15 protein-coding genes are annotated in these 22407 nt (G+C 44.5%); 2 read left to right on the forward strand and 13 right to left on the reverse strand.

Annotated elements, in window-relative coordinates:
- Window positions 1-223 precede the first annotated feature (223 nt).
- The 11 genes from ABEQ74_RS26200 to ABEQ74_RS26250 all read right to left on the reverse strand — a co-directional run bounded on the left by ABEQ74_RS26200 (window position 224) and on the right by ABEQ74_RS26250 (window position 15833).
- Window positions 224-901 (reverse strand): response regulator transcription factor, encoded by a 678-nt coding sequence (locus ABEQ74_RS26200; protein ID WP_430125168.1) that lies wholly within the window; start codon window positions 899-901, stop codon window positions 224-226.
- A 423-nt stretch (window positions 902-1324) separates the two neighbouring features.
- Window positions 1325-2119, reverse strand: a complete 795-nt coding sequence (locus ABEQ74_RS26205) for a DUF2935 domain-containing protein (protein ID WP_430125169.1) — start codon at window positions 2117-2119, stop codon at window positions 1325-1327.
- Window positions 2120-2413: 294 nt separating this feature from the next.
- Entirely contained in the window at window positions 2414-2641 is a 228-nt protein-coding gene (gene yedF, locus ABEQ74_RS26210; RefSeq protein WP_430125170.1) for a sulfurtransferase-like selenium metabolism protein YedF, read from the reverse strand.
- On the reverse strand, window positions 2631-3839 hold the full coding sequence (gene yedE, locus ABEQ74_RS26215; protein WP_430125171.1) for a selenium metabolism membrane protein YedE/FdhT: 1209 nt from the start codon (window positions 3837-3839) through the stop codon (window positions 2631-2633). Before yedE ends, yedF begins: the two co-directional genes overlap by 11 nt.
- 288 nt (window positions 3840-4127) lie before the next feature.
- Entirely contained in the window at window positions 4128-5000 is an 873-nt protein-coding gene (locus tag ABEQ74_RS26220) for a methyl-accepting chemotaxis protein (RefSeq protein ID WP_430125172.1), read from the reverse strand.
- Window positions 5001-5250: 250 nt separating this feature from the next.
- Complete coding sequence (locus tag ABEQ74_RS26225; protein ID WP_430125173.1) at window positions 5251-5547, reverse strand: hypothetical protein; 297 nt, start codon at window positions 5545-5547, stop codon at window positions 5251-5253.
- A 72-nt stretch (window positions 5548-5619) separates the two neighbouring features.
- A complete protein-coding gene (locus tag ABEQ74_RS26230) occupies window positions 5620-7422 on the reverse strand; it encodes a hypothetical protein (protein ID WP_430125174.1) in 1803 nt (600 codons plus the stop codon).
- Window position 7423: 1 nt separating this feature from the next.
- Window positions 7424-10975, reverse strand: a complete 3552-nt coding sequence (locus ABEQ74_RS26235) for a DUF4132 domain-containing protein (protein WP_430125175.1) — start codon at window positions 10973-10975, stop codon at window positions 7424-7426.
- 72 nt (window positions 10976-11047) lie between these two features.
- A complete protein-coding gene (locus ABEQ74_RS26240; protein WP_430125176.1) occupies window positions 11048-12187 on the reverse strand; it encodes a VWA domain-containing protein in 1140 nt (379 codons plus the stop codon).
- Window positions 12184-14742, reverse strand: coding sequence for a DUF5682 family protein (locus tag ABEQ74_RS26245; protein WP_430125177.1), 2559 nt, complete (start codon window positions 14740-14742; stop codon window positions 12184-12186). The genes ABEQ74_RS26240 and ABEQ74_RS26245 overlap by 4 nt, the downstream gene beginning before the upstream one ends.
- A complete protein-coding gene (locus tag ABEQ74_RS26250; protein ID WP_430125178.1) occupies window positions 14730-15833 on the reverse strand; it encodes an ATP-binding protein in 1104 nt (367 codons plus the stop codon). Before ABEQ74_RS26250 ends, ABEQ74_RS26245 begins: the two co-directional genes overlap by 13 nt.
- Before the next feature lie 266 nt (window positions 15834-16099).
- Here ABEQ74_RS26250 and ABEQ74_RS26255 point away from each other — a divergent pair, with 266 nt between their 5' ends.
- Window positions 16100-17233: a DUF4261 domain-containing protein gene (locus ABEQ74_RS26255; protein ID WP_430125179.1), complete on the forward strand. Its 1134-nt coding sequence runs from the start codon at window positions 16100-16102 to the stop codon at window positions 17231-17233.
- A 268-nt stretch (window positions 17234-17501) separates the two neighbouring features.
- Window positions 17502-18065: a hypothetical protein gene (locus tag ABEQ74_RS26260; protein ID WP_430125180.1), complete on the forward strand. Its 564-nt coding sequence runs from the start codon at window positions 17502-17504 to the stop codon at window positions 18063-18065.
- Window positions 18066-19488: 1423 nt separating this feature from the next.
- On the opposite strand, the gene ABEQ74_RS26265 is transcribed toward ABEQ74_RS26260, so the two are convergent.
- Window positions 19489-20778, reverse strand: coding sequence for a cyclic GMP-AMP synthase DncV-like nucleotidyltransferase (locus tag ABEQ74_RS26265; RefSeq protein WP_430125181.1), 1290 nt, complete (start codon window positions 20776-20778; stop codon window positions 19489-19491).
- A 17-nt stretch (window positions 20779-20795) separates the two neighbouring features.
- The gene (locus ABEQ74_RS26270) at window positions 20796-21863 is read right to left on the reverse strand and encodes an SAVED domain-containing protein (RefSeq protein ID WP_430125182.1); all 1068 of its coding nucleotides are present in this window, start codon (window positions 21861-21863) and stop codon (window positions 20796-20798) included.
- Between the last annotated feature and the right edge of the window lie 544 nt (window positions 21864-22407).

Genomic DNA, 22407 nt, shown 5'->3' on the forward strand with positions numbered 1-22407 from the left:
GATAATCATTTTCATTTGAACCTTCTGTGGATTAGTATAGTCATTAATTATGTGAAAATCTTGTGAGGGATGTCGAATATCCCCCCTACATTTTTGATTATCGGATTTAATAGAACAAAAAAAACACGAGCAAAACGGGATGAGATTGTTTTACTCGTGTTTTTTGATTATGTTAATATGGATTACTGTGACAAATTGTGATTTACCTATTATCTTATTTCTGCTATTCAATCATTGAATAGCCCCTGCCATGTACGGTTTGGATATACCTGTCTTTCGCCTCGCACTTTAGCTTTCTTCTTAGGTAGCCAATATACAAATCCACAACATTTGGATTTACTGCTGTGTCAAATCCCCAAACCTGGTTCAAAAGCATTTCACGGCTCAATATTTTATTTTTATTCTTGATTAAAAATATAAGTAAGTCAGACTCGCGCTTAGTGAGTGAGAGATTTTCGCCGCCTTTTGTCACAGTATCGCTGGAGGCATCAACGAAAAGATCTTTAAACCGAAAAAAATAAGTCTCGTTTGGCTGGATGCCATCCGCTCTTCTTAAAATTACTTTGATCCTTGCTACTAATTCTTCTTTCACAAATGGTTTTCTTATGTAATCATCTGCTCCAGCTTGTAATCCTGCTATACAATCCTTACTGGACACATTGTCGGTAACAATGATGATCGGCGTTGTTTTAACAGTTCGTATTTGTCTGCATATTTCTGGTCCAGATATACTCAATGAATCCCAATCCAATACGATAATATCCCAATCTTGCTCATATACTATATTTAAACTTTTGTTTTCATTGTGAAGTGTCAGAATGAAATTGCCTTCTTGCTTTAGACCGCTTACGATTTTCTTTGCTAAAGACCGTTCATTCTTAATTACCAACACTTGCTTCACCTATGATTCACCTCTGTTTCACTACATTAAATAATTTACCACAAATTGATATCAGATTATAAATCTTAAATTTTTAAAACTATACGAGTCTATAATAAATAATCGTAGCACCCCAAATAAGCATTGTCACGCAGACCATTGTTGAAGTCGAGTTACATTCGTCTCATTCCCAGAGTTATTTTACCGGATAAATCGATGGAACAAAACACTAACTAAAAGATATTATATTCACGAATGTATTAGCTGAACGATAAAGAATCAGGATCTTGTCTCCACTGGGAGCAAGATCCTGATTCTTTATACCTTTTCTAACGTAGTTACAGTGTTGAATGAAGTGAGCTAATATCGGGTCTGTGGTGTTCGGACACCTGCTTTATCTAATCAAAAACACATCATGCTATTAATCCGTACAACATATTTTTTTTACCCCATGACTCTAGGTTTTGTCGGGTCGCATTGCGGATTTTGGACTTCCCCCAATGATGCCAACTTGGACAAATAATAGCATTCTTCACGATACATATGATCCGGCATTAGGGGATTAATCCGGCTCAGAACCTCCCCCAGCAGATCAAACTCCTCAAGCTCCGATAGGAAATGCATAAATACCTTCATTTCCAAATCCACGTCAGCATGGAATTTGTGCAGCGCAGGAAAGTCTTTTAGTTGAGTCCGCAAGTAACCTGTCATTTCCACTGCTTTCAAATAAAAGCCTTCAAAATCCTTTTGGAATGCCATACTCTTTGCAACCAATGGTTTTTCGGCAAAATCTAGATCAGCTGCAATAGATGCCGCATGACCGTAAGCATCCTGCAACCAGAGTAAATCATGATGCAATGAGTGGAACACAGGAACTCCCTTGCCTTCCAGCAAGGACTTCAGAATACGAAGGTACTCCTCCAGTTCATTCACCATATGATTCACGAAGGATGGTGTCAACAACAGATCAATTTGGCCGACAAGCTGACGTTCCAACAGACTTAGCTTGAATTGTCGCAATTCAAGTGTAACTTCATTGGCTTCTTTATTCAGCTCCGGGAGTATAGCGGCTGCATCCGGCCGACGGGACTGATCAAGCAGCATATCAAATCGATCCTTTAATCGTTCTACTATGGCAATATCCTCTTTCTCCTTTGGTGACAGTGCTGTATAAATAAATCGACAGTGGTCGCCAAGAATTTGCAGCCAAAATCGGTGTTCATACAAGGGATCACTCATCAAGGATGGCCTCCTCTCGCATATGCATAGTCATAAAAATATATGCGGCAGGCCATGGAGTAGAACGAGGAAGGCATAATGGGGTTTATGGTAAGAACCTTGCCGGGAAGTAAATCACTCAAAGGTTTACTCATCATTACACACATGAAAATGAAAATTTAGCAATTCACAGTCATTCTAACATGCGACGAAATAACATCCTTATATAAAACAGAAAAGCCGCCATAATGGCGGCTTCATACAGATATAAACAATAACTATAGTTCTCAGACACTTCGGCAAGGCTTCTTGTCGTTACACCTGGATGAACAGGCTAAATTCCTGGCCATCCTTGAACGGTTCTTGAGCCATGGTATAGCCGTGCTTAACCACTTCTTCAGGTACGTTTCGAAAAGCAGAAGGACAATCTGATATGACCTGGAGTGTTTGTCCCTTCTTCAGTTCGCGCAGTGTTTCGAGTGTGTAAATAACCGGGTATGGACAAGATTCACCCCGGAGATCCAGTGTAAAATCAACGGACATTGGTTGTTTCCCCCTTCTTGAATCCTACGCCAAAGCGGTAGTTTTTTTGCCAGTAAGCGGCAATAGCGAATCCGCCCCCAAGGACAAGTAGTGTAACAATCAGAGCAGCTGCTGGTCCCATGGTGGTAATCAGGTTGATTGGCGATCCACTCTTCACAAGAAAATTATATACGCCCAAGTGATCCCATGCATATGCCAGAGCAGTAGCGCCCAGGATGTTTCCAATAAACACAGGCAAGAAGACAATTTGCCCCTCCATCAGCCGGTACATCATACCGGTTTCGCAGCCCCCGGCCATGACGATTCCCAGTCCGAACAGCAGTCCGCCAACAAAAGTGCTCGGTGCAGCTATTTTCGTAATCGGATCCAGACCGTACACCAGAATAATGATCAGTGTAGCGACAGAGCTGATGGCCATCCCGAGAATAATCGCTTTGGTCATTGTTGCGCGGCCGCTGATCCACAGATCGCGAAACGCTGAGGTGAAACAGATTTGCCCTCGTTCGATCAAGATACCGAATGCAGCTCCGAATAAGGCGGCTGTTCCCAGCATCGTATGACCAGTGATATAGAAATATACAATCAGTGCAATGTAGGCGAGACCTAGAATTGCTCCCACGAGAGGCTGCCGACTTTTGCCTGACTTAACAGCTGACAGAGTACCGCCCATTTTTAGTACAGGCTTGCCTTTCCACCATCTTGTATTGACCAGCTTCGCGCCCAGATAAGTACCTGCGCCCGTAGCCACGATGAAGATCCAGGCATGAAGGGAAAACTGCGGCACACCGGTAAAAAAGGCTGCCAGATTGCAGCCCAGAGCCAGCCGAGCTCCAAAGCCCGCAATGATGCCACCGACAAAACCCTGGACATACCGGCGCTTCTGTCTCGGCTTTCGGATTTTGAAATTGCTGCTCAGCAGAATGGTGATGAGAGCTCCGATAAACATGCCCCACACAATCCATCCGTCTGTCCGCGTCCAGGTCGTGCCGTCCATATGGACAAGGCCAAAATACGCCCAATCCGATACATCTACTCCCATGAATTCGAGTATATGCCCTCCCAGACGAGTGAACTCACCGGTAACGGCCCATACCGTATGGGTAATCCCGAAATAGACAGCACTGAGAATACCCGCAAGGGCCATTACCAGATAGGGACTCCAATAGCTTCCGAACCATTTTGAATATAACTTTTTCACTTGCTTCTTAACTCCTCTTCCGCTAAAGTCGCAGGCCCTATTCTATTATAAAAAGCCACGAGTTTTATTTTACTACAAAAATGATATGGCGCGCATGAATTTTTTAGACGGGAGGAACGAGCGTGAAAGTTGCCAGGCTTCTTGAACCAGGTGAAAAACGCGATACTCAAAACCTAGGAAAGGTAAATTGTCATCATGGCCTATAAAAAAGAGAAATACGTATATACGTATTTCTCCCCTGCTTGTTCGCTTAGATATAATTATGTAGATTTGTCTGTGCCTGATCGCTTACTGTTTATCGTGTTCTTTTGATAAAAGGGTTTGCTCAGCTACCTGCGCTAATTCCTCTGCTTTTGCATTAATCTCTTGGATCGTGGCAGAGAATTCCTCAATCGTTCCTGATTGGACATCCGTCAGCTTGTGAATATCGGTAAAGGTATGGTTTAAACGCAATAACAGCTGCTGAATATTCTTCGTGACGTCATTAATCCGATCCACGTTTTCTTTTGAGACAGTGGCCAGCTTCCGAATCTCATCAGCAACAACGGAGAAACCTCTCCCCACTTCACCAGCTCTTGCCGCTTCAATGGCCGCATTAAGACCTAGCAAGTTGCTCTGTTCGGAAATCTCTTTGACAACCATAGAAATCTGATCAATCTGCTGTGCGCTCGTGCTAACATCCTTCATCTGGTCGGTTACTTCAGTCATACGCTCTGTAAGATGAGTGATGGATTGACTGATATCCCCGACGGACGCTGTAGTCTGTTCGACAATGGCAGAGAAACCTTCAGCCATCTCGAACAGCTTATTTGCTCTTTCAAGACTCGTCCCCATGCCTACGCCGCCAATGACTCTGCCTTGCTCATCATGGAGCGGGATCGCACGTGCAGCAAGTGGAAAACCGAACAGCTCTTTCGGAACGACAGCCGATAGAGTCTTATTATGCCGGATTGCCTCAGTCACGATATCTCCTTCCATTAGCGGGTCACCCGGACTGACATTCAAAGAGAACGTATTACCCGGAAAGTTAATGATCAGCTTCTCTGTGTCATAAATGCCAATAGTGATATCATCATTCGTCAGATTTTTTAACAATGGCGCTACCTGTACAAAGGCTCTTATCAATTCTTGCTGCGTATTTTGTTCCGTTATGCTGCTCATGACCGTATCCTCCAACCTGTATAGAGTGGACCCTCATGGTCCCTCATTCAATCTGTTACTAATATTTTATATATCGGCATAAAATCAATGGTTGTTAAGTCAATATCACTTTGACCATATAGGCGTAACAAACATAAATAACCACAACCGATCTTTAGATCTGCTGTGGTTATCCGATTTATTGTCGTATTGAAGATTGTGTGCCAGAAATCTGACCGCACTTTAGCCGTGAACCTATCCATAACTCATCTTATGTGTTCTCATATGCTTCTTTCTTTAAGGCGCCGCTTTGCTCCAAATACTGAACGAGACGAGCATAGTGGAAGAGCATAGCCTCCTCCTCATCCCCGCCAAGCACAACCTGGCGAGCAGCCTCGATAAAATGTTCCATCAGCTCGGACATAAAAGCTAACTGTAGCTGCAAGGCTTCGCCCGCTATATGTTCCAGTTCGTCCAAATCTTCCAACGTAAGCTGCTGTAATCCCCGAAGCAGGTGTTTGACCGCCCAGCTATGCGTCTGATTCAACAATACTTGCACCTGATCCACTCGCAACCTCCTTCCACCGAATGACTCGAATAAAGCTGTTTTTGGAGTACACGAACTTCATCTATCCTAGCATCACAAATCCAGCTTTATACTGATCACATCCTGACCCTGCAGGAAACTGATCGGCTCCATATGATCCTTCTCCACGCGAACCAGCATGAAAAAGGGGCGCTCCCCCGTCTGGAATCTGCCCTGCTCAAGCTTAGAAACGGCGGTTGCCCACTCAGCCTTATACGGAACTGTAAGCTCAATGGTGCGGTCTGGTTCCAGACGGGCTGATATCAGCAAACTTTGATTACGCTGATCATACATCGTGCCAATCAGTTCAGATAGGCGAATCATCGCAAGTGGTGACGAGGGAGCCGAGAATAGAGATGGCTGACATAAAATCCTATGATCTGCGTCGATTTCATGTTGGATAAGACTACCGAAGTCTACCTCCTCTACCGCTCTTCTAGAAAGCAGCATCAGCTTCGCTCCTTCGCTGGCAGAAAGACGGCGTTCTTCATTAACTTTCATCCCCTCGAAATTCATTTCTGAACCTGAGAATTGACGCAAAGAAAGGCCGGACAGCCAGGGAGACGTTGATGTGTATTGACTAGAATAAGAGAACTGGTTGTCGTTATAATACATCGGGCGAATATCACTATAGGTATAGATCTGTTGATCGTCGAAGCAATAGCAATAATAAGTAATTCCGCGGTATCCCGAGCGGCTTTCCCAAGGTTCAGCGCCCAACCCATACAAATGGAGATGAGAGGTTCTGTAGAACTTCGAACGGAATTTGCCGATAAGCTGTGCTTGTTGGACGACAGGGAGCTTCTCCTTAGCCAATAGCTCCAGACTTAACAGCAGGCGGGTCAGCCGATCCAGCAGCATCGACATGGAGAAACGGACATGCCTCTCCCAGAAGAGATTCAATTCTCCAAGAATACCGCGCAGGCTCCGTTCAATCTCGGGAAGATTGCCGCTGTGTGCGGCTGCTGCCATGGTCTCCAGCTGAGTTGCATACGACTGAGGCAGACGGGCGATCCCGATTCGCAATATCTCGCGGATCAGCTTTCGGCATTCCCTGACAGCAGGCAAAGAAAACTTGACTTGTGCCGCTCTTTCCGCAAGGATTATCTCATCCTGCAACCCCTTGTATGCGCGGTATCTTAATAAAGCCTCGACTCTTAGCAGATCACCCGCCTGCTGCTTGACATTGCATAATGCTCTTCCGACTTCCGGCTCTTCCGAGAACGATACCTCTGCCTGCTTGCGGACCAGACGTACCGTCAACAAAGTATCCTCCTTGATTTCCAGCTCCTCATGGTATCGAAGCTGGAACCGAGCTTCTTCGATGACAGCCGAATCAAATGGTCGAAGAAGTATGGATAAATCCGTATTTAACAGCCAATCAAATCGAGCCGGGAACGGTTCGATTACCGATTCTTGTCTATCATTTCCTCCACCGCTCCCCGCTAATTCAGCTTCATGAGGATGGGAAGCTCCTGGAGTGAATGACGAAGAATCCGAGCCTTGGTGCTGCCGACTGTCTTCTTCAGATTCCGTTGTGGATACCCTCTCGCCTGCTGTCTTTTGCAAGTTATTCTTCTGATAATACAGGATCGCGATTAATACATGCTTGCAGAGGTTGTCAGAGGGACAGGAGCAAGAAAAGCGATCGAGCGTATTTTCCAATACGCATATCGTTCCCTCACTTAAAACCGCCTCCACCGATTGCTCACTAAAAGTGTAGACTACCTCCATACCCTGATCGATTTCTTTATGGGCTCGCTTATATAGCCCCTTGTTGGCAAACCGAATCAGGTAATCCTCTGTACATTTTTCAATAAAATCTTGAAAGGCATCATCAGACCTATGGATGGACATGTCAGCGACCTGCTGCTCGTAAAATATCATGGAGAGTCTCACTGAACACACGGCTAGGCACGTCTTTAAGAGTTAATGACTGATTTACGTCATAATAATGATATTTACTTTTTTTATTGACATAGAAAGACAAGGATTCGAGCGTAATATCTTCCATGCCTTCGTAGTAAGAAATACTCGTTCCACTAAAGCGCAATTCTGCAATCAGTTCACCGTAATCTTTATATAACTCATAATAGAATCCAGCATCCATCGCCATTCCCTTCACCCATCCGTATTTTTCCAGAGCTTTCGGGAAAGCGGTTGGTGAGTATTCTCCCTCAGGCAAGCTTTCATAGACTTTGGTATTCTCATCTTGTTCAGTAATCAGATGAGTTTCCCGATCCAACTGAGGGAAAGGCTGCTCAATTTCGTAATCCTCCAGTTGTGATTTCCAACCTTCTAATGCCGGTTGTGCAAGCTCCAGGGGATGAACTAAGCCGACCATCGCATTACCTTCCAAGGTAAATTCCTCTTCATCCATGGTATTGAACGTACCGTCTTCCATGTATCGGAAAGTGTCTACCAATTCCCCCTGCTTATACACGCCCCAGATCAGTCCCAGTGCAAATTTCTGCATAATGACATTGTTAACGAAGAGTTCCTTCCATTCTTCAGCCGTCCATAAGCGCTGTTTGGACAATGACTCTTCCAAACGCTGCTCTTGCAGGGAAACCATGGTTTTCAAGTCCTTTTTGAGTTGAGTAAACCTCGCCTTTGACTGCGCGGCCAATTCCGGATCATCCTTCTGACCGGGAGCCGGAAGGCTTTTAAGTGTTTTCCCAGTCTCTTCATTTAGCACGATCAGCTGCAAATCTCCTTTTACCTTGACGAGGAAGGAGCGTTCCCCATAATCAAACGTCTGCTCGCCACGGTCATTAAATCCAAGCGTGGTAATCAGCTTATCCGCCAACTGTTCGGAGGTCAGTCCCTGCGTTTCTGCCGCGAGCTCGAGTGCTTCCTCAGCTGCACCTCTGACTTGGCGATTCTTAATTGTCCGCATCATTTTATCAATTAACATCAAGGCAGCCGGCTCACGCAGGTAAGACAGCATCTTTACCGTCTCTGCCGCAATAGCGCCGCGACTATTCTCTGTCCAATACTTGATCTGCGGTCCCAACAGGTCTAACAGCCGCCGATCTCCGAACAACGCTCCGATATAAAGTACCCACTTCTCCTTGGCAGGAGCCTCACTTTGAATCCATAATTGGATCAATTCCGCAGCAAATTGGGCAAGAGACTCATCATTTGCATAAGATCGAACCTCGTTCAGACGCTCATTGGGTCCAGAGTTGTAATCCATCGCCTGAACCAGGATATACAGCTTAATGCGTGAATCGAGTGTCTCCCCGTCATGACCAATCAGGTTAGGCAAGTCATCCATGGATAACCAGCCAAGTCGCCCTAATGTCTTCGCGTCGGTTAGATCAGCTATCGCAGCATGCGCTTCTTCCGGACGCTGATCCGCCGTATCGAGAAGCACCTGGATCATCGTCTTCAAGCTTGCTGTCTTCTCCTTCGTGAGAAGCTGCGGATACAGCTCCTTGCTGTTTGGCAGACTGCGAATGGCGTGCAGCACAAGCTCTTTAATGGATGCTTTCTTCTCGGTCCGGTAGATATGCATGTATAACTCCGTATTCCGCTCTGGATCCTCATTGAATTTCGCCGTTGCCGCCGCGCGGGCTTTCTTGGATGTATCCTGTAGTCCAGCCCGGATCGCATCGGATAATAGCTGGATAGAGTCAGATTCTATTTCCTTGAAAGCCACCTCCAAAATAGTTAGACGCGATTCAAGAGGCAGGTCCTTGTACAGGGCTAACGCATCTTGCATATAATTGCGGATTAATGTGCGATAAGCTTCCTCCGGAATCACATGTGTATAGTAATAATGAATGCCATTCAGCTTGAATAAGGAATTCAGCAGCTGCTTCGTATTCACCTCAAAGTCTTGTTCGTATGCCTTCAGCATCGCCATTCCGTCGAACACATTTGCATTGTATAGCACAAAGAGGAGGTCGGTTGTGATTTCCTCTTTGGCCGTCAACAGGATCGCAAGCCGCCGGTATGCAGATGATTCAACCGGAAGAAAACTAGTAGCAATCAGTAGATGCTTCCGCTTAGGATCCTGATTGTTCTGCTGAAATAACTTCTTGTTCTGCTCATCTTCCCAGAATGCCTGCAGCGTCAGTTCACCCTCCAGGTACCGGGCCCACATCAATCCGTACCGGCCGCCGTAGCGCTTATCCCTGAGTACATCGAAGACGGTTTGCTCTACTGAGGGTGTTCCTTCCTTCAGAAGAGACTGTTGACCGTCCAACATTATGCGGAGATAAGCTCGTATATATGGATTCTGAATCAGTTCGAAGGCACGAACCGCTTCCGCTGGCTGTGACAGAACAGCAGCCTGGAGTGTACTCCATGACACTTGATGCATATTCAATTCCGTCCGCAGCAGCTCAATCAGCTCGAAGGGCTCTTCCACGGGTACGATGCCACGAAGCAGTTCATCCCTTTTCTTCGTGTGTCCATCTATCGATAACAGATACTCGCGAACCTCAAGCGGGTACACTTCATGCAGCATTCTAACAGCTTCCAGCAGCTCGCTTCCGATCTCATCGGGTTCGCTAAGGAGACGAGCCTTCCCGCCATGCTGATTGACCGAGAACAAGAACGCCGCATGAATCGCAAGAAAGGTCTCCTGAAATTGCTCTCTAGTGAGCTTTTCGCCTGAAACATCAGGCTGCTTCGTGAAATGTCTGGTTATCACCTCTTCCCGTCGTTTCTGTATGTAATCGGAATCTAAATCGAGTGCGGAGTTATGATCCTTGAGTGATAATGTTGTTTGCCGGATTAGCGGTTCCACTAGCTTGGGAAGAATTCTTTGAACCAGGCTTCCATCGCCAGCCAGTACAGCCTGCAGCAGCTCAGGCATTTTGGCTGTATCCTTTATGTCGTCCAGCACATTTGGAACAATCAGTGAATACGATTTGACCAACAGCATCATTGTTACGATTTCGTACACCGAACCTACATTTTTGGAGTTAAACTTGCACAGTCGAAGTGTATACTGAATCTCCCCCAGAATTGGTTCGTCACCTGCAAATTTCCGGATCTGTTCAAGACGAGATGCGGCAGCTGGAATTCGATGATGTCCATGGACGCTTTTACCTCCCAAACCGAAGGCTTTCGCTTCTTCCCCCAGCGTGACCGGGAATGGACGCATATACCAGTAATGGCGAGGGTTATAATCCAACTGAGTTCTCAACACTACAGCCGCTGCCCGGAAAAAGACATCTCCCGAGTCCTTCTTAGACAACTTTGTGAGCATCTCCAACGTACGGTAAGAATAATGATTAGATTTTGCCATGAGCTCAGGAAACTGATCCGTGCGTCCCATGACGTAATCGGTGATTTGCCGGCTCCGGTTCTCCGCAAGGGAATAATCGTCGGCACAGGCATTGGCAAAGCGGTCTACCAGCGTCTCTAATGTGCGATCTTCTGTAATCATGTTCATAAACATCCCTCTCTCTTCTATACATTGTCATCCATCGTTTCAAGCGGACTTACCTGCCATGCATCTTGTTTCTTAACGTATCGTATCCGCGATCCAATCAGCCAGTTCATTCGGTGTAATGGCTGCCACGTGAGCTCCCATATTAGCGAGTGTCTGTGCAGCCTGCCGGTTGTATACCGCTTCCCCTTCAAAGTTCAAGGCCGTTAGAACGAACAATTTGGCTCCCGAATCGATAATATCCTTACAAGCTCGATACATCTGCTGAATGGGATATCCTTCTTCCAAATCACTCACCAGAATAAACATCGTTCTCCCGGGGTTCTCGATGATGGTTTCTCCATAACGAAGAGCCTTCGTAATATGGGTGCCGCCACCGAGCTGTACACTCATCAGTAGATCAACCGGATCATCCAGTCTGTCGCTGAGGTCAACGACCTGGGTGTCAAAGATAAACAGCCGGGTACGCAGTGCGTTAATTTTATAAAAAATGCTGGCCATCACAGAGCTGTAGATGACAGAATCCAGCATACTGCCGCTCTCATCTACCCCGATAATAACTTCCCATGGATTGTAGGACTGCACATTGCCGTCAAAATATAGCCGATCAATAACAAATCGTGATCTCGCCTTGTCATAGTGCTTCAAATTTCGGGTGATGGTTTTCTTGATATTCAGGTTACGCAGAGACTTGACGGTACTGCTGGAATAATGGTTTCGTTTGCCATTGATGGTCATCCGAACATTGGATTCCAGCTGTCTTTGTATATCTTCCACCACTTTCCGAACGATCTCCTTGGCACTCTTAAGCACAGCACCTTTCATTCGGCCTTTAAATTGCATGATGTTTTTAAGCAGATTCATGTTGGGCTCAAGCGATTCAAGCAGCTTCTTATCTGTTAATAGCTCGGACAGCCCATAACGATCAAGCGCTTGCTTTTCCAGTATCTCGGCGGTTTGCTTAGGGAACAAGGTGCGCATTTGGTGCAGCCACTTCGGTACGGTAAGCTGTGTGGCACCACGGCCTCCTGCTCTTTGCCGGTATCCCTGTTCTTCGCTATATTCCCGGTTATATAAATAATCCAGAATCTCATCGGCTTCGGCATATTCAAAACCCTCAGAGGAATAATGACCTGTTGTGGACAAGCCCTCATCAGCCGACTTGCCCAGGATCAGGCGCCAACGGTTCAGATTTTCTTGGACGGATCGATTCATGTCAGGCTCCACTTGGCAAACTCCTCCCGTAAAGCTTGGTCCATTCTTCTCGCTGACTGCAGAAGCTGTTCATCCACCGGCGGCCTATCGAGCTCTTCGACAACCGTTTCAAGCATCTTCGCAACCCGCTCTGCAACCATATCTGCTTCCATTGGACTGAAATAGGTGAAAGCAAGCCGAAGCTCAGGCACCATACTGATGAAATCTTCATAGGGCAGCTCAGCGATTAGATGATTTAATTCCATTAACAGCGTGTCATCATACAGGAGGGCGTCACGCGCCACCGCAAAGACACCGTGCAGGTAAGATGCCGTCTTCCTCATCTTCTCGGGAGTTCCACGCATATAACCCTTGGCTCGCAATACGATCTCTTCTTTACTTCGATTGCCAAGGCCTACCGAGATGGCAGTACAGCTTCCTTCAAGTTGGGCCGGCAAGCTGTTATCTGCCAAAAGCTCATCCAGATGCAGGCGAAAAGTGTCCCGGTCATATCCACCGCCGGATGCCGTCGATAGCATAAATAACAGCTTGAGTGACTGTGTGATTAGAGCATGCTCATCCGGATGCGTATGGCTAAGCTGCAGCATCTGGCGAACGGCCTGATCGAAGGCTTCATGAATCAGCTCCGGTAGACGAATGTCTGGTGATAGACCCAGAAGTCGCGTATGCTGCTGCATCCGGTTCAGCACATTCAGCGTCCTGCATAGGGACAAGAAGCTTCCATCCAGCAGCAAGGCGGCTTTTACCCCGTCAAAGAGCCGATGAACCATGTCTTCAAGACCCATGAGGCATGCCTGTAACAGCAATTCCACCATTTTCTCACTGTGATGCTCGGGAATTTCAGCAGCCGCTTGCTCGATTTTTCGCACAGCTGCTTCCTGGACCGTGCCGCCATAAATCGAGCATTCGATCCAACGAGCCTCAATGCGGGAGGAATAGGAGTAGCTCCACGATTCTCTGACAAGACTCATATCCTTAAAAGCTACCCAATCCGGCCCCGTTTGCCGGACGGCGAAGTCTGGAACGAGAAAGCTTACGCAGTGAAACCACTGGCTGAGCCGCCGATGCTGCGGCTTGGCATAAAGATCCAGCGTTTTTTGATGCTTGGCCGTAACCTTGAGATTCAATTTAAACGCCGCACTGCGTTTCTTGAAGTCCTCCACAATCGGAATGCTGAGGCGGTTAGGAGCTACAGACCCGATTTTGTCACCCGTCAGCATCCGAGCAAGCTGTTCGAGCGGCTCGTCAGAGGCTAATGTATGCTCCCCTTTGACAAACGATGAAAGTGAAGCATCCAGCAGCTCGAAGACGCCGCCTTCCCGTTTGCCTCGCAGATCCGCAAGCCCTTGAATCATTCGGTAAGCCTCGATTGCATCACTTGTTGACACTGCCTCATTCCGATTACGCAGGCGCCGGGTGAGTTGTGCCAGGAAAGAGAGTCCTGCCCTAAGGTAAGGATGAGTGCTACGTTTCTGTATTTCATTCCAGACCATCTGATAATAATTCACATAAGGCATGCCGCTGGCATAGCCGTTTAAACGATCGGCTTCAGCAAATGTATATACCATGGGATATACTTGATGGTCAGTAACGGCTGGATCGCTCTCCACGGTTTCTTTGGTCATCACGTTCTCTTTTTGTAACGGATTCGGTTGTTGTGGCGTTGCGGTCTGCTTCCTCGGTATTGACAGATGACTTAAAGGATCGGCTTTCCAGTCTATCTTTTGGAGAAGCGCATAGGTGTGAAATCCGCCTGTAATAACCAGCACTCTTTTGTAGTCACGGGAAGCTTCAGCGATTCGCATTCTCATGTGCTCCTCACGCTCAACGTCCCCGGAAAGCGCCAGCTCATGATGGGAGTAGCACAGTCTGGATAATGTGCAGTACGTGAATACGTTCCGAGCGAATACCTTGGTTGTTGAAATGCTCCCGGGGATCTCAAACAACTTCTCCCATAATTCATGAAAGCTGCGACAATGAAATGTATCGCATAACCGCTTCATGAATTCAGATCCGGCCAGCAGGGTTTCATCTTGTAGAGAAGCTTCACCTTGCCGTTCTTCTATCCGTCTATGGTGACGGTAATCCAAGTCAATGAAACGAATGGGAATCTGCCGCTCTGTTCCCAGCTTTAAAGCTGCATACTCCGGAGAGTAACTTAGCAGCGGATAATAATAAGCCGATCGCTCTCCACCCTGTTCATAGGTGCAGTATAAACTTACAGGCGGCTCGGTAGCTTGGTCTGCCAGAATGTCGATAAGCGGAGTTGCACTTTCAGGTCCTTCTATTAAAATAATCTCCGGTTTATAGGTCTCTATCACGTTCATAACATGATAGGAGCAAGCCGGGCTGTGATGGCGCACGGGAAAATAGACGATGCCCTTCTTGAAGTTCATGACTTCTTCCTCAAAAATGTGGCGTAGTTCCCCCGATGGATCCATGCTCCAACCAGAGCTCATTCCCATAACGCGATCCTGTATACTAGCTTTTTCGAATTCCGAAACTCCTTCATTCTGGGAGGCATTCCCGGGCACGAATTGCTCTAACCGATCCATTGTTTTTCCTCATAGTAAGCCTGCCATACCTCGTCTTGCTTCGCACGTTCTTTGACAACCTTGGAGAAATAGGACTTTAAAATCGTCAGATCCTTGTCATTCTCCTTGGCGATCGTGCCGAGCATATTCTGGACAAGCCTGCTCAGAGCTATATGTTCATTCTCGTAATAGTAAGAAGTCATGGCGCTTTGGACATACACGGATACCGCTTCAGCGGTGCTGAGTGTCGCCTGTGGACTCTCCAGCTTGTAGCCTTCGCGGGTTATTCCGGTTCGAAGCTCCATGAAGGTGGTTGCAAGAAGCTCAACCACATCCGAGTTCACTTCAGCATCCACACCGCTGTGATCGAGCATTGTACGGGCCTGGGATTCGATGATTTTGGCCTCCATTTTGACATTGTTCACCGGACGGATCGTCTCGAAATTGAATCTGCGTTTTAACGCGCCGCTCATCTCATTGACTCCCTTGTCCCGGATATTCGCTGTTGCGATAATATTAAATCCCGGCTTGGCAAACAGAATGCCGCCACTGAGCTCGGGAATGTTCATGACCTTGTCGCTCATGATGCTGATCAGGCTGTCCTGGGATTCGGCCGGACATCTCGTAATCTCCTCGAAACGGGTAATAATACCTTCCTTCATTCCTTTATATAACGGAGATGGAACCAGCGCAGCCTCGGTTGGTCCCTTATCCAGGAGCATGGCGTAATTCCAGGAATATTTCATCATGTCTTCGGTCGTGCCCGCTGTTCCTTGGATGGTATTCAGGCTGGTTCCACAGATAGCCGCCGATAATAGCTCGCTCAGCATCGTTTTCGCTGTTCCAGGCTCCCCCACCAGCATAAGCCCCCGATTACCGGCAAGCGTGACGACTGCCCGCTCGACCAGCACATCGTTACCATAGAACTTGCGGGTGATCGGAATGTCCCTTCCGTCCAGCTTGGAAGGTTTGTCGCGGCCGATAATGAAATCACGAACCGCAGCTGGTGACAGCAGCCAGTTAGGAGGCCGTCTTCCGGTATCCTCCCCCTGCAGGGCACGCAGCTCTTCTTCATACATCGTCTCCGCAGGAGGCTTGATCATATCCAGCATGTATGTAAACTCCTCTCGTCTAATACAGATCGTATGTTCCTATATAAAGATATTTTATCATACACAATTCTAGCGATACGAATCTTTGAGTAAAAATGGTTGATTCGTCCTTCACAAAGTCTGCATGTTCATAGGGCTAAGGTATTTATATGCATGAAAATGAATTGCTATTTCAAGGTACCTCTGTTCTATTGCTGAATCTACTCCCTTCCCGGTAAAATATAACAGTCGTCATTTTACATTATTATTTTAAAGGAGAAGAACCCATGACAGCGCAACAGCAAGCAGCTAAGGATTCCATGATCGAATGGTTGATGCATGAGCAAGAGCTTGGTCATCAGCCCAGCAAAATTGAATTAGCGGGAGAATTCGATCTGCACGACATGCATTACTATATATTTAAATATAAGAAGACTCTGCTTGGTAAATGGCTTCTTGGCGTCTGCGGTGGTTATGAGAATCCCTCGGATACCGAGCATTGCGGACATATATTCAGTGAGATGCAGCCGTATAACGCTGCTACCGCCGAAGAGGAATCCATACATATGGTGGAAATGATTCGTGAGTATTGGATGCAGCAAGCAGCGGCATATGAAGCGGCGCAGAATGCAGATGAAGATGCCGCAGATACACAGGAATCATCCGGTTTATTCAACGGCTTCGTTCTGCTCAATTCATCGGAATGTGATCTGGAGCAGATCAAAGCCAATCTGTTACGTGACTGGAATATCACATGCTCTCCTGGGGAAGATGAGGATGGTAGCCAGGGAGAGGAAAAGGAAGGTATTCTCGTTTTTGAAGCTGATGGCTGTATGGCAGCTATCAGCTTCGTCGATGCTCCGATCCCGGATGGCGAAGCCGAGTATTATGCTCAGGGCAACTACATGTGGCCACAAGCCGAGGAGATTACGAAGACTCATGTCAGCCAGCTTATTCTGGCTTTGTTTCCACGTCAGGCATCTCCGCTGGCAGCCGGCAGAATGTACACCAAGCTCGCGGCAAGCTGTCTAAAGCTGCCTAATGCGATTGGACTCTACTCTTCAGGCACGGTATTTCAGCCGGAGTTTTATGTGGATATGGCAGACTTGATGAAATCCGATGACGATCTTCTACCTCTGTTAAATTTGGTATACTTCGGTCTAGTGCGCACAGAGACAGGAATCAGCGGATATACCTACGGACTTAGATCGTTTGGTAAGGACGAGATTGAAGTGTTGGACAGCCAGGTAACGCCCGAAGAGCTCCGTGAGTTCTTGATGGATATTTCGCTATACATCGTTGAACAGGATGTTACCTTAAAGGATGGGGAAACCATCGGTTTTTCAGCAGATCATAAGCTTCCGATTACCCGCTCGGAGAGCGTATATCTTAATGGTGAAACACTTAAGATCGGATTCTGATACACTGCTTCTTCTTTATAATAACGATAGGCCCTCCAAGTCAGATGTTCTGACCTGGAGGGCCTATTAAGATTGAAATTATATTTTCTTCTAAATCAATGCTCTATCCCATCACTGACGCAGCCACTCAAGCTCTTCTAAGGACGATCACTACTTGGCGTTATGCAGCCTTTCGGGTACAATGTGGTCTAAGCTATGCCAAATATGTTTAATCTTGTACATCATGTCTTATGTACATAACAATGACCCGATGAAAGGTTGGAGACAGATGAACACGGAAAAGACTAGAAGCAACACATCCGCAAACAGAAACCGCTATATCATATTGTTGATCATTATAGGTATCGTTCTGTTTCGATTATTCGTGTGGGATGTTTATTTTGCAGATTCAACGGTCGATCAGGCTTTGGAAGATTATGAAGGTGGGCCCGGAATTGGCATGTTTGTTGATAAGGCCGAGAAGTATAATTTAACGATAAAGCCGGTCGAAGAAGGCTTTAAGGTGTATGGCGTGTCAAAAGGGTTATGGGGATGGACCGTTACCGATGAACTACTCATCTTACATCCCGAACCAGATTCTCTCAATGCAATTGAGAAAACCTTCCATTCCAAATCAAAGAAAGACGTATACCTAATCTTGATTCCGACTTTGACGAGCCAAGTTGATAAGATCGAGGCCACTCGCGATGGCGGAGATCAAATTGCTTTTAACAGCACGGTAAATGAGGATACCAGGCTTTATTACTATTATAGTGAACAACCTATAGGTGAAGTGGATTACAAGGCTTATTCCGCAGATGGTCAGGAAATCGATGTGCAGTTGTTGAAGTGAAGGCTTATCCTATCGCCTGACTGTACATGTCTCTCATATGACAAGATTTCAAACTCTAAACAAGAACGAGGAAGCCTGAACTCAGGCTTCCTCTTGCTTTCTTGCATTATTTGAATTTTACGTTTTAACATATAATTTTTTCAAAAGTACATAAATCTATCAACTAATGTTTACATAATAGATGTTAGGTAAACTAATTATAGTTATTTAGAAAATAATACTTATTCACATTATAATTCTATATTGAAGGCCCGAGAAAAGAAATTGTACCGAGGAAATAAAGAAGTCGCTATTTAGCGACTTCTTTAAGAATATATTCTTGTCTCTCGACTCTATTGTTACAACTATATATAGTGGTTAGCAACACCATTCAAAGTATACAATGAAATCCCGTCTAAAACTCCAGCTATTGCTACGGCCTCCTTTCTTCTATGGAAAGAATACGGTTTGACATGATTAGATCTTCCCTGCAATATATTTTTATTCAAATGTTATTGAACTAGGGCTAGTATTAGTGACCCCAAGCAAAGATACCACGTATAATAACGTTCCTGTAATACACAACGTTCCTGCCTTCTTTTCAAATCAGGTTCTAATCTCGTGTCTTTCACTTAATTAATCTAATCCTTGAATCTGCTTTTTGATAGAGAACATACGCTCTCATCTCATCTATCCTTCGTAATCTCACTAGTCTAAGCCTTTAAAACCAGGAACTTCGACACCAAAATCCGATCAATACGCTATAGTAGGTCCTCGCGGTGGCGATTAAGGTCGGGAAATTATCAATTAAAGTAACCCCTTACCTCCAACCCAAATGCCAGGAGATGGTTATAAGTTGGTAGATCCCACGAAGCATAAGAAATAAACGTTAAAATCAAGCCATTTAAGGAGGGAATACCATAATCAACCACCGGAGAAAGCCAGGCAAAGGTCCTTTTACCTGCCCGAAATGTGGAAACAGCTTGTATCTTGATGACTATACCGACACGCTTCTTCCATGTCACAATACTGAATCTAGACCGTAATGCAGGCAGACGAAAGGCTCCTTTTTTAATAGATTTTAGTATTATTTATCCGTGAGCGACCACTTCAACCTTTTATTCGGCTTTACTCCTCATAGAAAATTTTCGGAGTGAACTAATCCTTTATGTATAGTTACACAGCTGAAACAAGAGATTATTTTGGGGACTACAAATGAAAATGTCTGGGCTCACATTCTTCTCATCCGACGAAAAGCTAACAAACGATTTACAATACCACCCTTTTTACAGTCGCGAATACTTCCAAAAAGAAAAAGAAACCTTAATTCTGTATAGTATGAATTAAGGTTTCCTTCTAGTTGACAGCGAAAAATTTAAAGCCTTATACATTGAAGAGGACTGACTCTTCTTTTGTGCAACTTAACCTTCTGATAAAGTACTACTCATTTAATTTGTATTCTCACATAGTCTTCACATACGATAACTCCGTCTTGATAGACACGGCAAATCATTTTATGAATACCTCTGTACGCGGTGTTTTCAGTAACACTCACTCCCTCAGATAAATGTCCGAGGTCATCCATTTCCAAGCACTCATCGCCTTCATTTTTTACTTCCCACTCAACTTTATTGAATTGAAAGAAATTAGGTTTTGCAGTAAAACGTATACTTTTTCCTTTTGGAATCGGCCCCAAAACTTCATTAATTGGAATGTAATCGCCAGGATTCCATTCTACCATAGTAATTATATCTACAGAATAATCACCATACATCCTTTTTGAGAGTATTGCCTTGTTTTCAGCAGACTCTGAAACAAGATCCCCCCAAAAGTTATGATTAAAGAATTCTTTCCATGCAGAGAAAGCATCATTTTCGGTACAATCGATATTGAACAATACATCCAGTTTACTGATGTAACTTTTTAATCGTGTGTGTAAATTTTTTACCTTTTGATGGTCCTTGGCATTTAACAACAAACTTGTTTCTATATCGGTTGGATTGTACACTTCTTTATTATCTTCAAGCCGATCTCTTATCTTTAGCATTGTGTAGTAGAAGGTTTCGTCCATTCTGTCTTTCGAATCAATGCATTCTTCTACAAGTACAGATTGAATGAGCCCACCGGGCATTGACCAGCCACTTCTGGACTTACAAAACATTTTAAGCAATCGAACAACAACACGAACATCCCCGTTATTTTCTTTGTTGCTGTTATTAAACCAGTTAGTAATTACTTCTGGATCTCGTCTTCTCCAGTCACTTCCACAATGTTCAAAGAGATTGTTTCCATTTTCATCTTGTGATTTACGATAAACTGCAAAGTCAATATGGTACCCATCCGCATATTCAACCCGAACACAATTGGTTTTTGCTTCGGGCTCGGTCTTGAATCTTTTACACTTACGCTTTAGTGCATCTGCAATCATTTTTTTTGTCGCAATGTTCCCAACAGGAAGGTTATCTTTGTTAAATATAATGGCTACATCTATGTCATATTCATTTTCATCATTTTGTACAATTGTGCTCATAGCCATACTTCCTTGTACTTTATGATCCTTTAGTTCATAAGTAGTTTTATTATCCGCATTATATTCTACTAATCCAGACTTCAATCTCTCAATGTTAATATCTTTTTTCTCACGTAAATTTGTTTGCTCTGAGGCAGAAAGCACAACATGTTCATCGTAGAACTTCTTAAACTTTGAACTTGCATTGTACATGCTAGTAGTCATCCTTTTACTCCTCTTCTCTAGAATTGCACAAAATCACCTTTTTGATCGCCATTAATAATAATGCCCCATGGATACTTTGGTGACGATTGGGCGTTATACTGATAACTTATGACCATAGGCATTCGTGTATCTTCAATTAACTGACCAAGTTTAAAAGCAAAACAACTTTGAGATGATATAACAAGATGGATTTTCTTTAAGTTTGGTATTCTTTCATGCGTCTCTTTCAAAACATCATATGTCTTCTCAACATATGAGTGCAACTGTTCTTTGTGTTTAATTAAATTATCGTTTGGATTAGGTACAGATAAATATAGTTGAGGACAAGTAAACTGTACTAGTTGCTCGGCTCTAATGGATGCTGTGATACTGATTGCAATAACAACCTCCACACAATGTATTGATTGCAATCGAGTAATAGCATCATTCTGGGATAAACTTAGCTTAGGGAATCGATGTTTAGAAGTAAGTCGGTAGTAAACTTGCTGGAACTTATCATACTCAAAATAATCATGCATAACTGAACGCTCAAAGTACTTACCAGCAAACAAGACGAAAGGTATTGATGCAATCCCCGTATAGCCACGTTTCTTATCTTTGCTTTCTTGTTTAAAGACTTCAACTTTATGTTTTATTTCTTCAATTATTTCAGCGGCAATGTCAGCGTTCATCGTCTTCTTGTACAAGCGAACAAAATCAACTTCCTTTTCTTTGAATTGAAAAGGACTCAAGCCCACTTCTTTATGATGATTGTCAATTCTACGATCATGGAACATACCGTTGAGATTTAGGATATACATCTTGTTTCTGCTGTGAAACATAAGGAACACACCTATCCCGATTAAAATAAACCCGGATATTATTTGCGCATAATTCGTATCTACATCATTGTGACGGAGAAAAGCAATTATCTTATCATCTAGTGTCCCGAAAGATGTAGCAACTACTTCACTACCAAACATGATGATGAAATAAGCAATACCTTCCTCTCGTTGATGACTTCTAAAATGCCTTATCATAAAAATGATACCTATAATAAACACAATTCCCATAATTCCTAAAGTAAATATAGTCCCTGAAGCCAAGCAATCCTCTCCTTCTTGATTATGCTACTTTCTACTATATGCCCATTGTGACAACCACTCAGATTACATATAAAAATAGAACCTTACAATCTTTGAATGATTACTCAATATATATATTTCAACAGAAAGACTGGCTAAAAAAATGATTTTCATAGTAAGGTGGCAGGGGAAAATCACCTCCGAGGGGGAATGAGCCTATTATTATATAAAAAAATTTATTTGCACATTAAAGATTTGTAGATCACCGTTTTGAAACCATGAAACAGATATGCCTGCATTTATTCTCGGTATATTATCGTGTGAGACCATGGGGCTAATTACCGTTCCAATGAAAGAAAATAACAAAACAAATGGTTGAGATGTGGAAAATGAGCTTTCTGTTATTGTTGCTATTTTAAGGAATCGAAAGTAAAAAACACTCTTGATGCAAACTGTAACGGTGTATGCTTCATTAAAATAACTGATTGACCGGATAGGTCACGAGACAGTGCTATACCCTCTAAAATCTATACATTGAATGCCTCTTATTCCCCTATAATTACGT

The sequence above is a fragment of the Paenibacillus solani genome, from assembly GCF_050475945.1.
In the GTDB taxonomy this organism is placed as follows: domain Bacteria; phylum Bacillota; class Bacilli; order Paenibacillales; family Paenibacillaceae; genus Paenibacillus_AQ; species Paenibacillus_AQ solani_A.

Bases quoted from the DNA above. Each gene is read 5' to 3' on its own strand.
- ABEQ74_RS26205 (WP_430125169.1), bottom strand. From the start codon at position 2,119: ATGAGTGATCCCTTGTATGAACACCGATTTTGGCTGCAAATTCTTGGC.
- yedF (WP_430125170.1), bottom strand. From the start codon at position 2,641: ATGTCCGTTGATTTTACACTGGATCTCCGGGGTGAATCTTGTCCATAC.
- ABEQ74_RS26220 (WP_430125172.1), bottom strand. From the start codon at position 5,000: ATGAGCAGCATAACGGAACAAAATACGCAGCAAGAATTGATAAGAGCC.
- ABEQ74_RS26230 (WP_430125174.1), bottom strand. From the start codon at position 7,422: ATGTCCATCCATAGGTCTGATGATGCCTTTCAAGATTTTATTGAAAAA.
- ABEQ74_RS26235 (WP_430125175.1), bottom strand. From the start codon at position 10,975: ATGAACATGATTACAGAAGATCGCACATTAGAGACGCTGGTAGACCGC.
- ABEQ74_RS26240 (WP_430125176.1), bottom strand. From the start codon at position 12,187: ATGAATCGATCCGTCCAAGAAAATCTGAACCGTTGGCGCCTGATCCTG.
- ABEQ74_RS26245 (WP_430125177.1), bottom strand. From the start codon at position 14,742: ATGGATCGGTTAGAGCAATTCGTGCCCGGGAATGCCTCCCAGAATGAA.
- ABEQ74_RS26250 (WP_430125178.1), bottom strand. From the start codon at position 15,833: ATGCTGGATATGATCAAGCCTCCTGCGGAGACGATGTATGAAGAAGAG.
- ABEQ74_RS26255 (WP_430125179.1), top strand. From the start codon at position 16,100: ATGACAGCGCAACAGCAAGCAGCTAAGGATTCCATGATCGAATGGTTG.
- ABEQ74_RS26260 (WP_430125180.1), top strand. From the start codon at position 17,502: ATGAACACGGAAAAGACTAGAAGCAACACATCCGCAAACAGAAACCGC.
- ABEQ74_RS26265 (WP_430125181.1), bottom strand. From the start codon at position 20,778: ATGACTACTAGCATGTACAATGCAAGTTCAAAGTTTAAGAAGTTCTAC.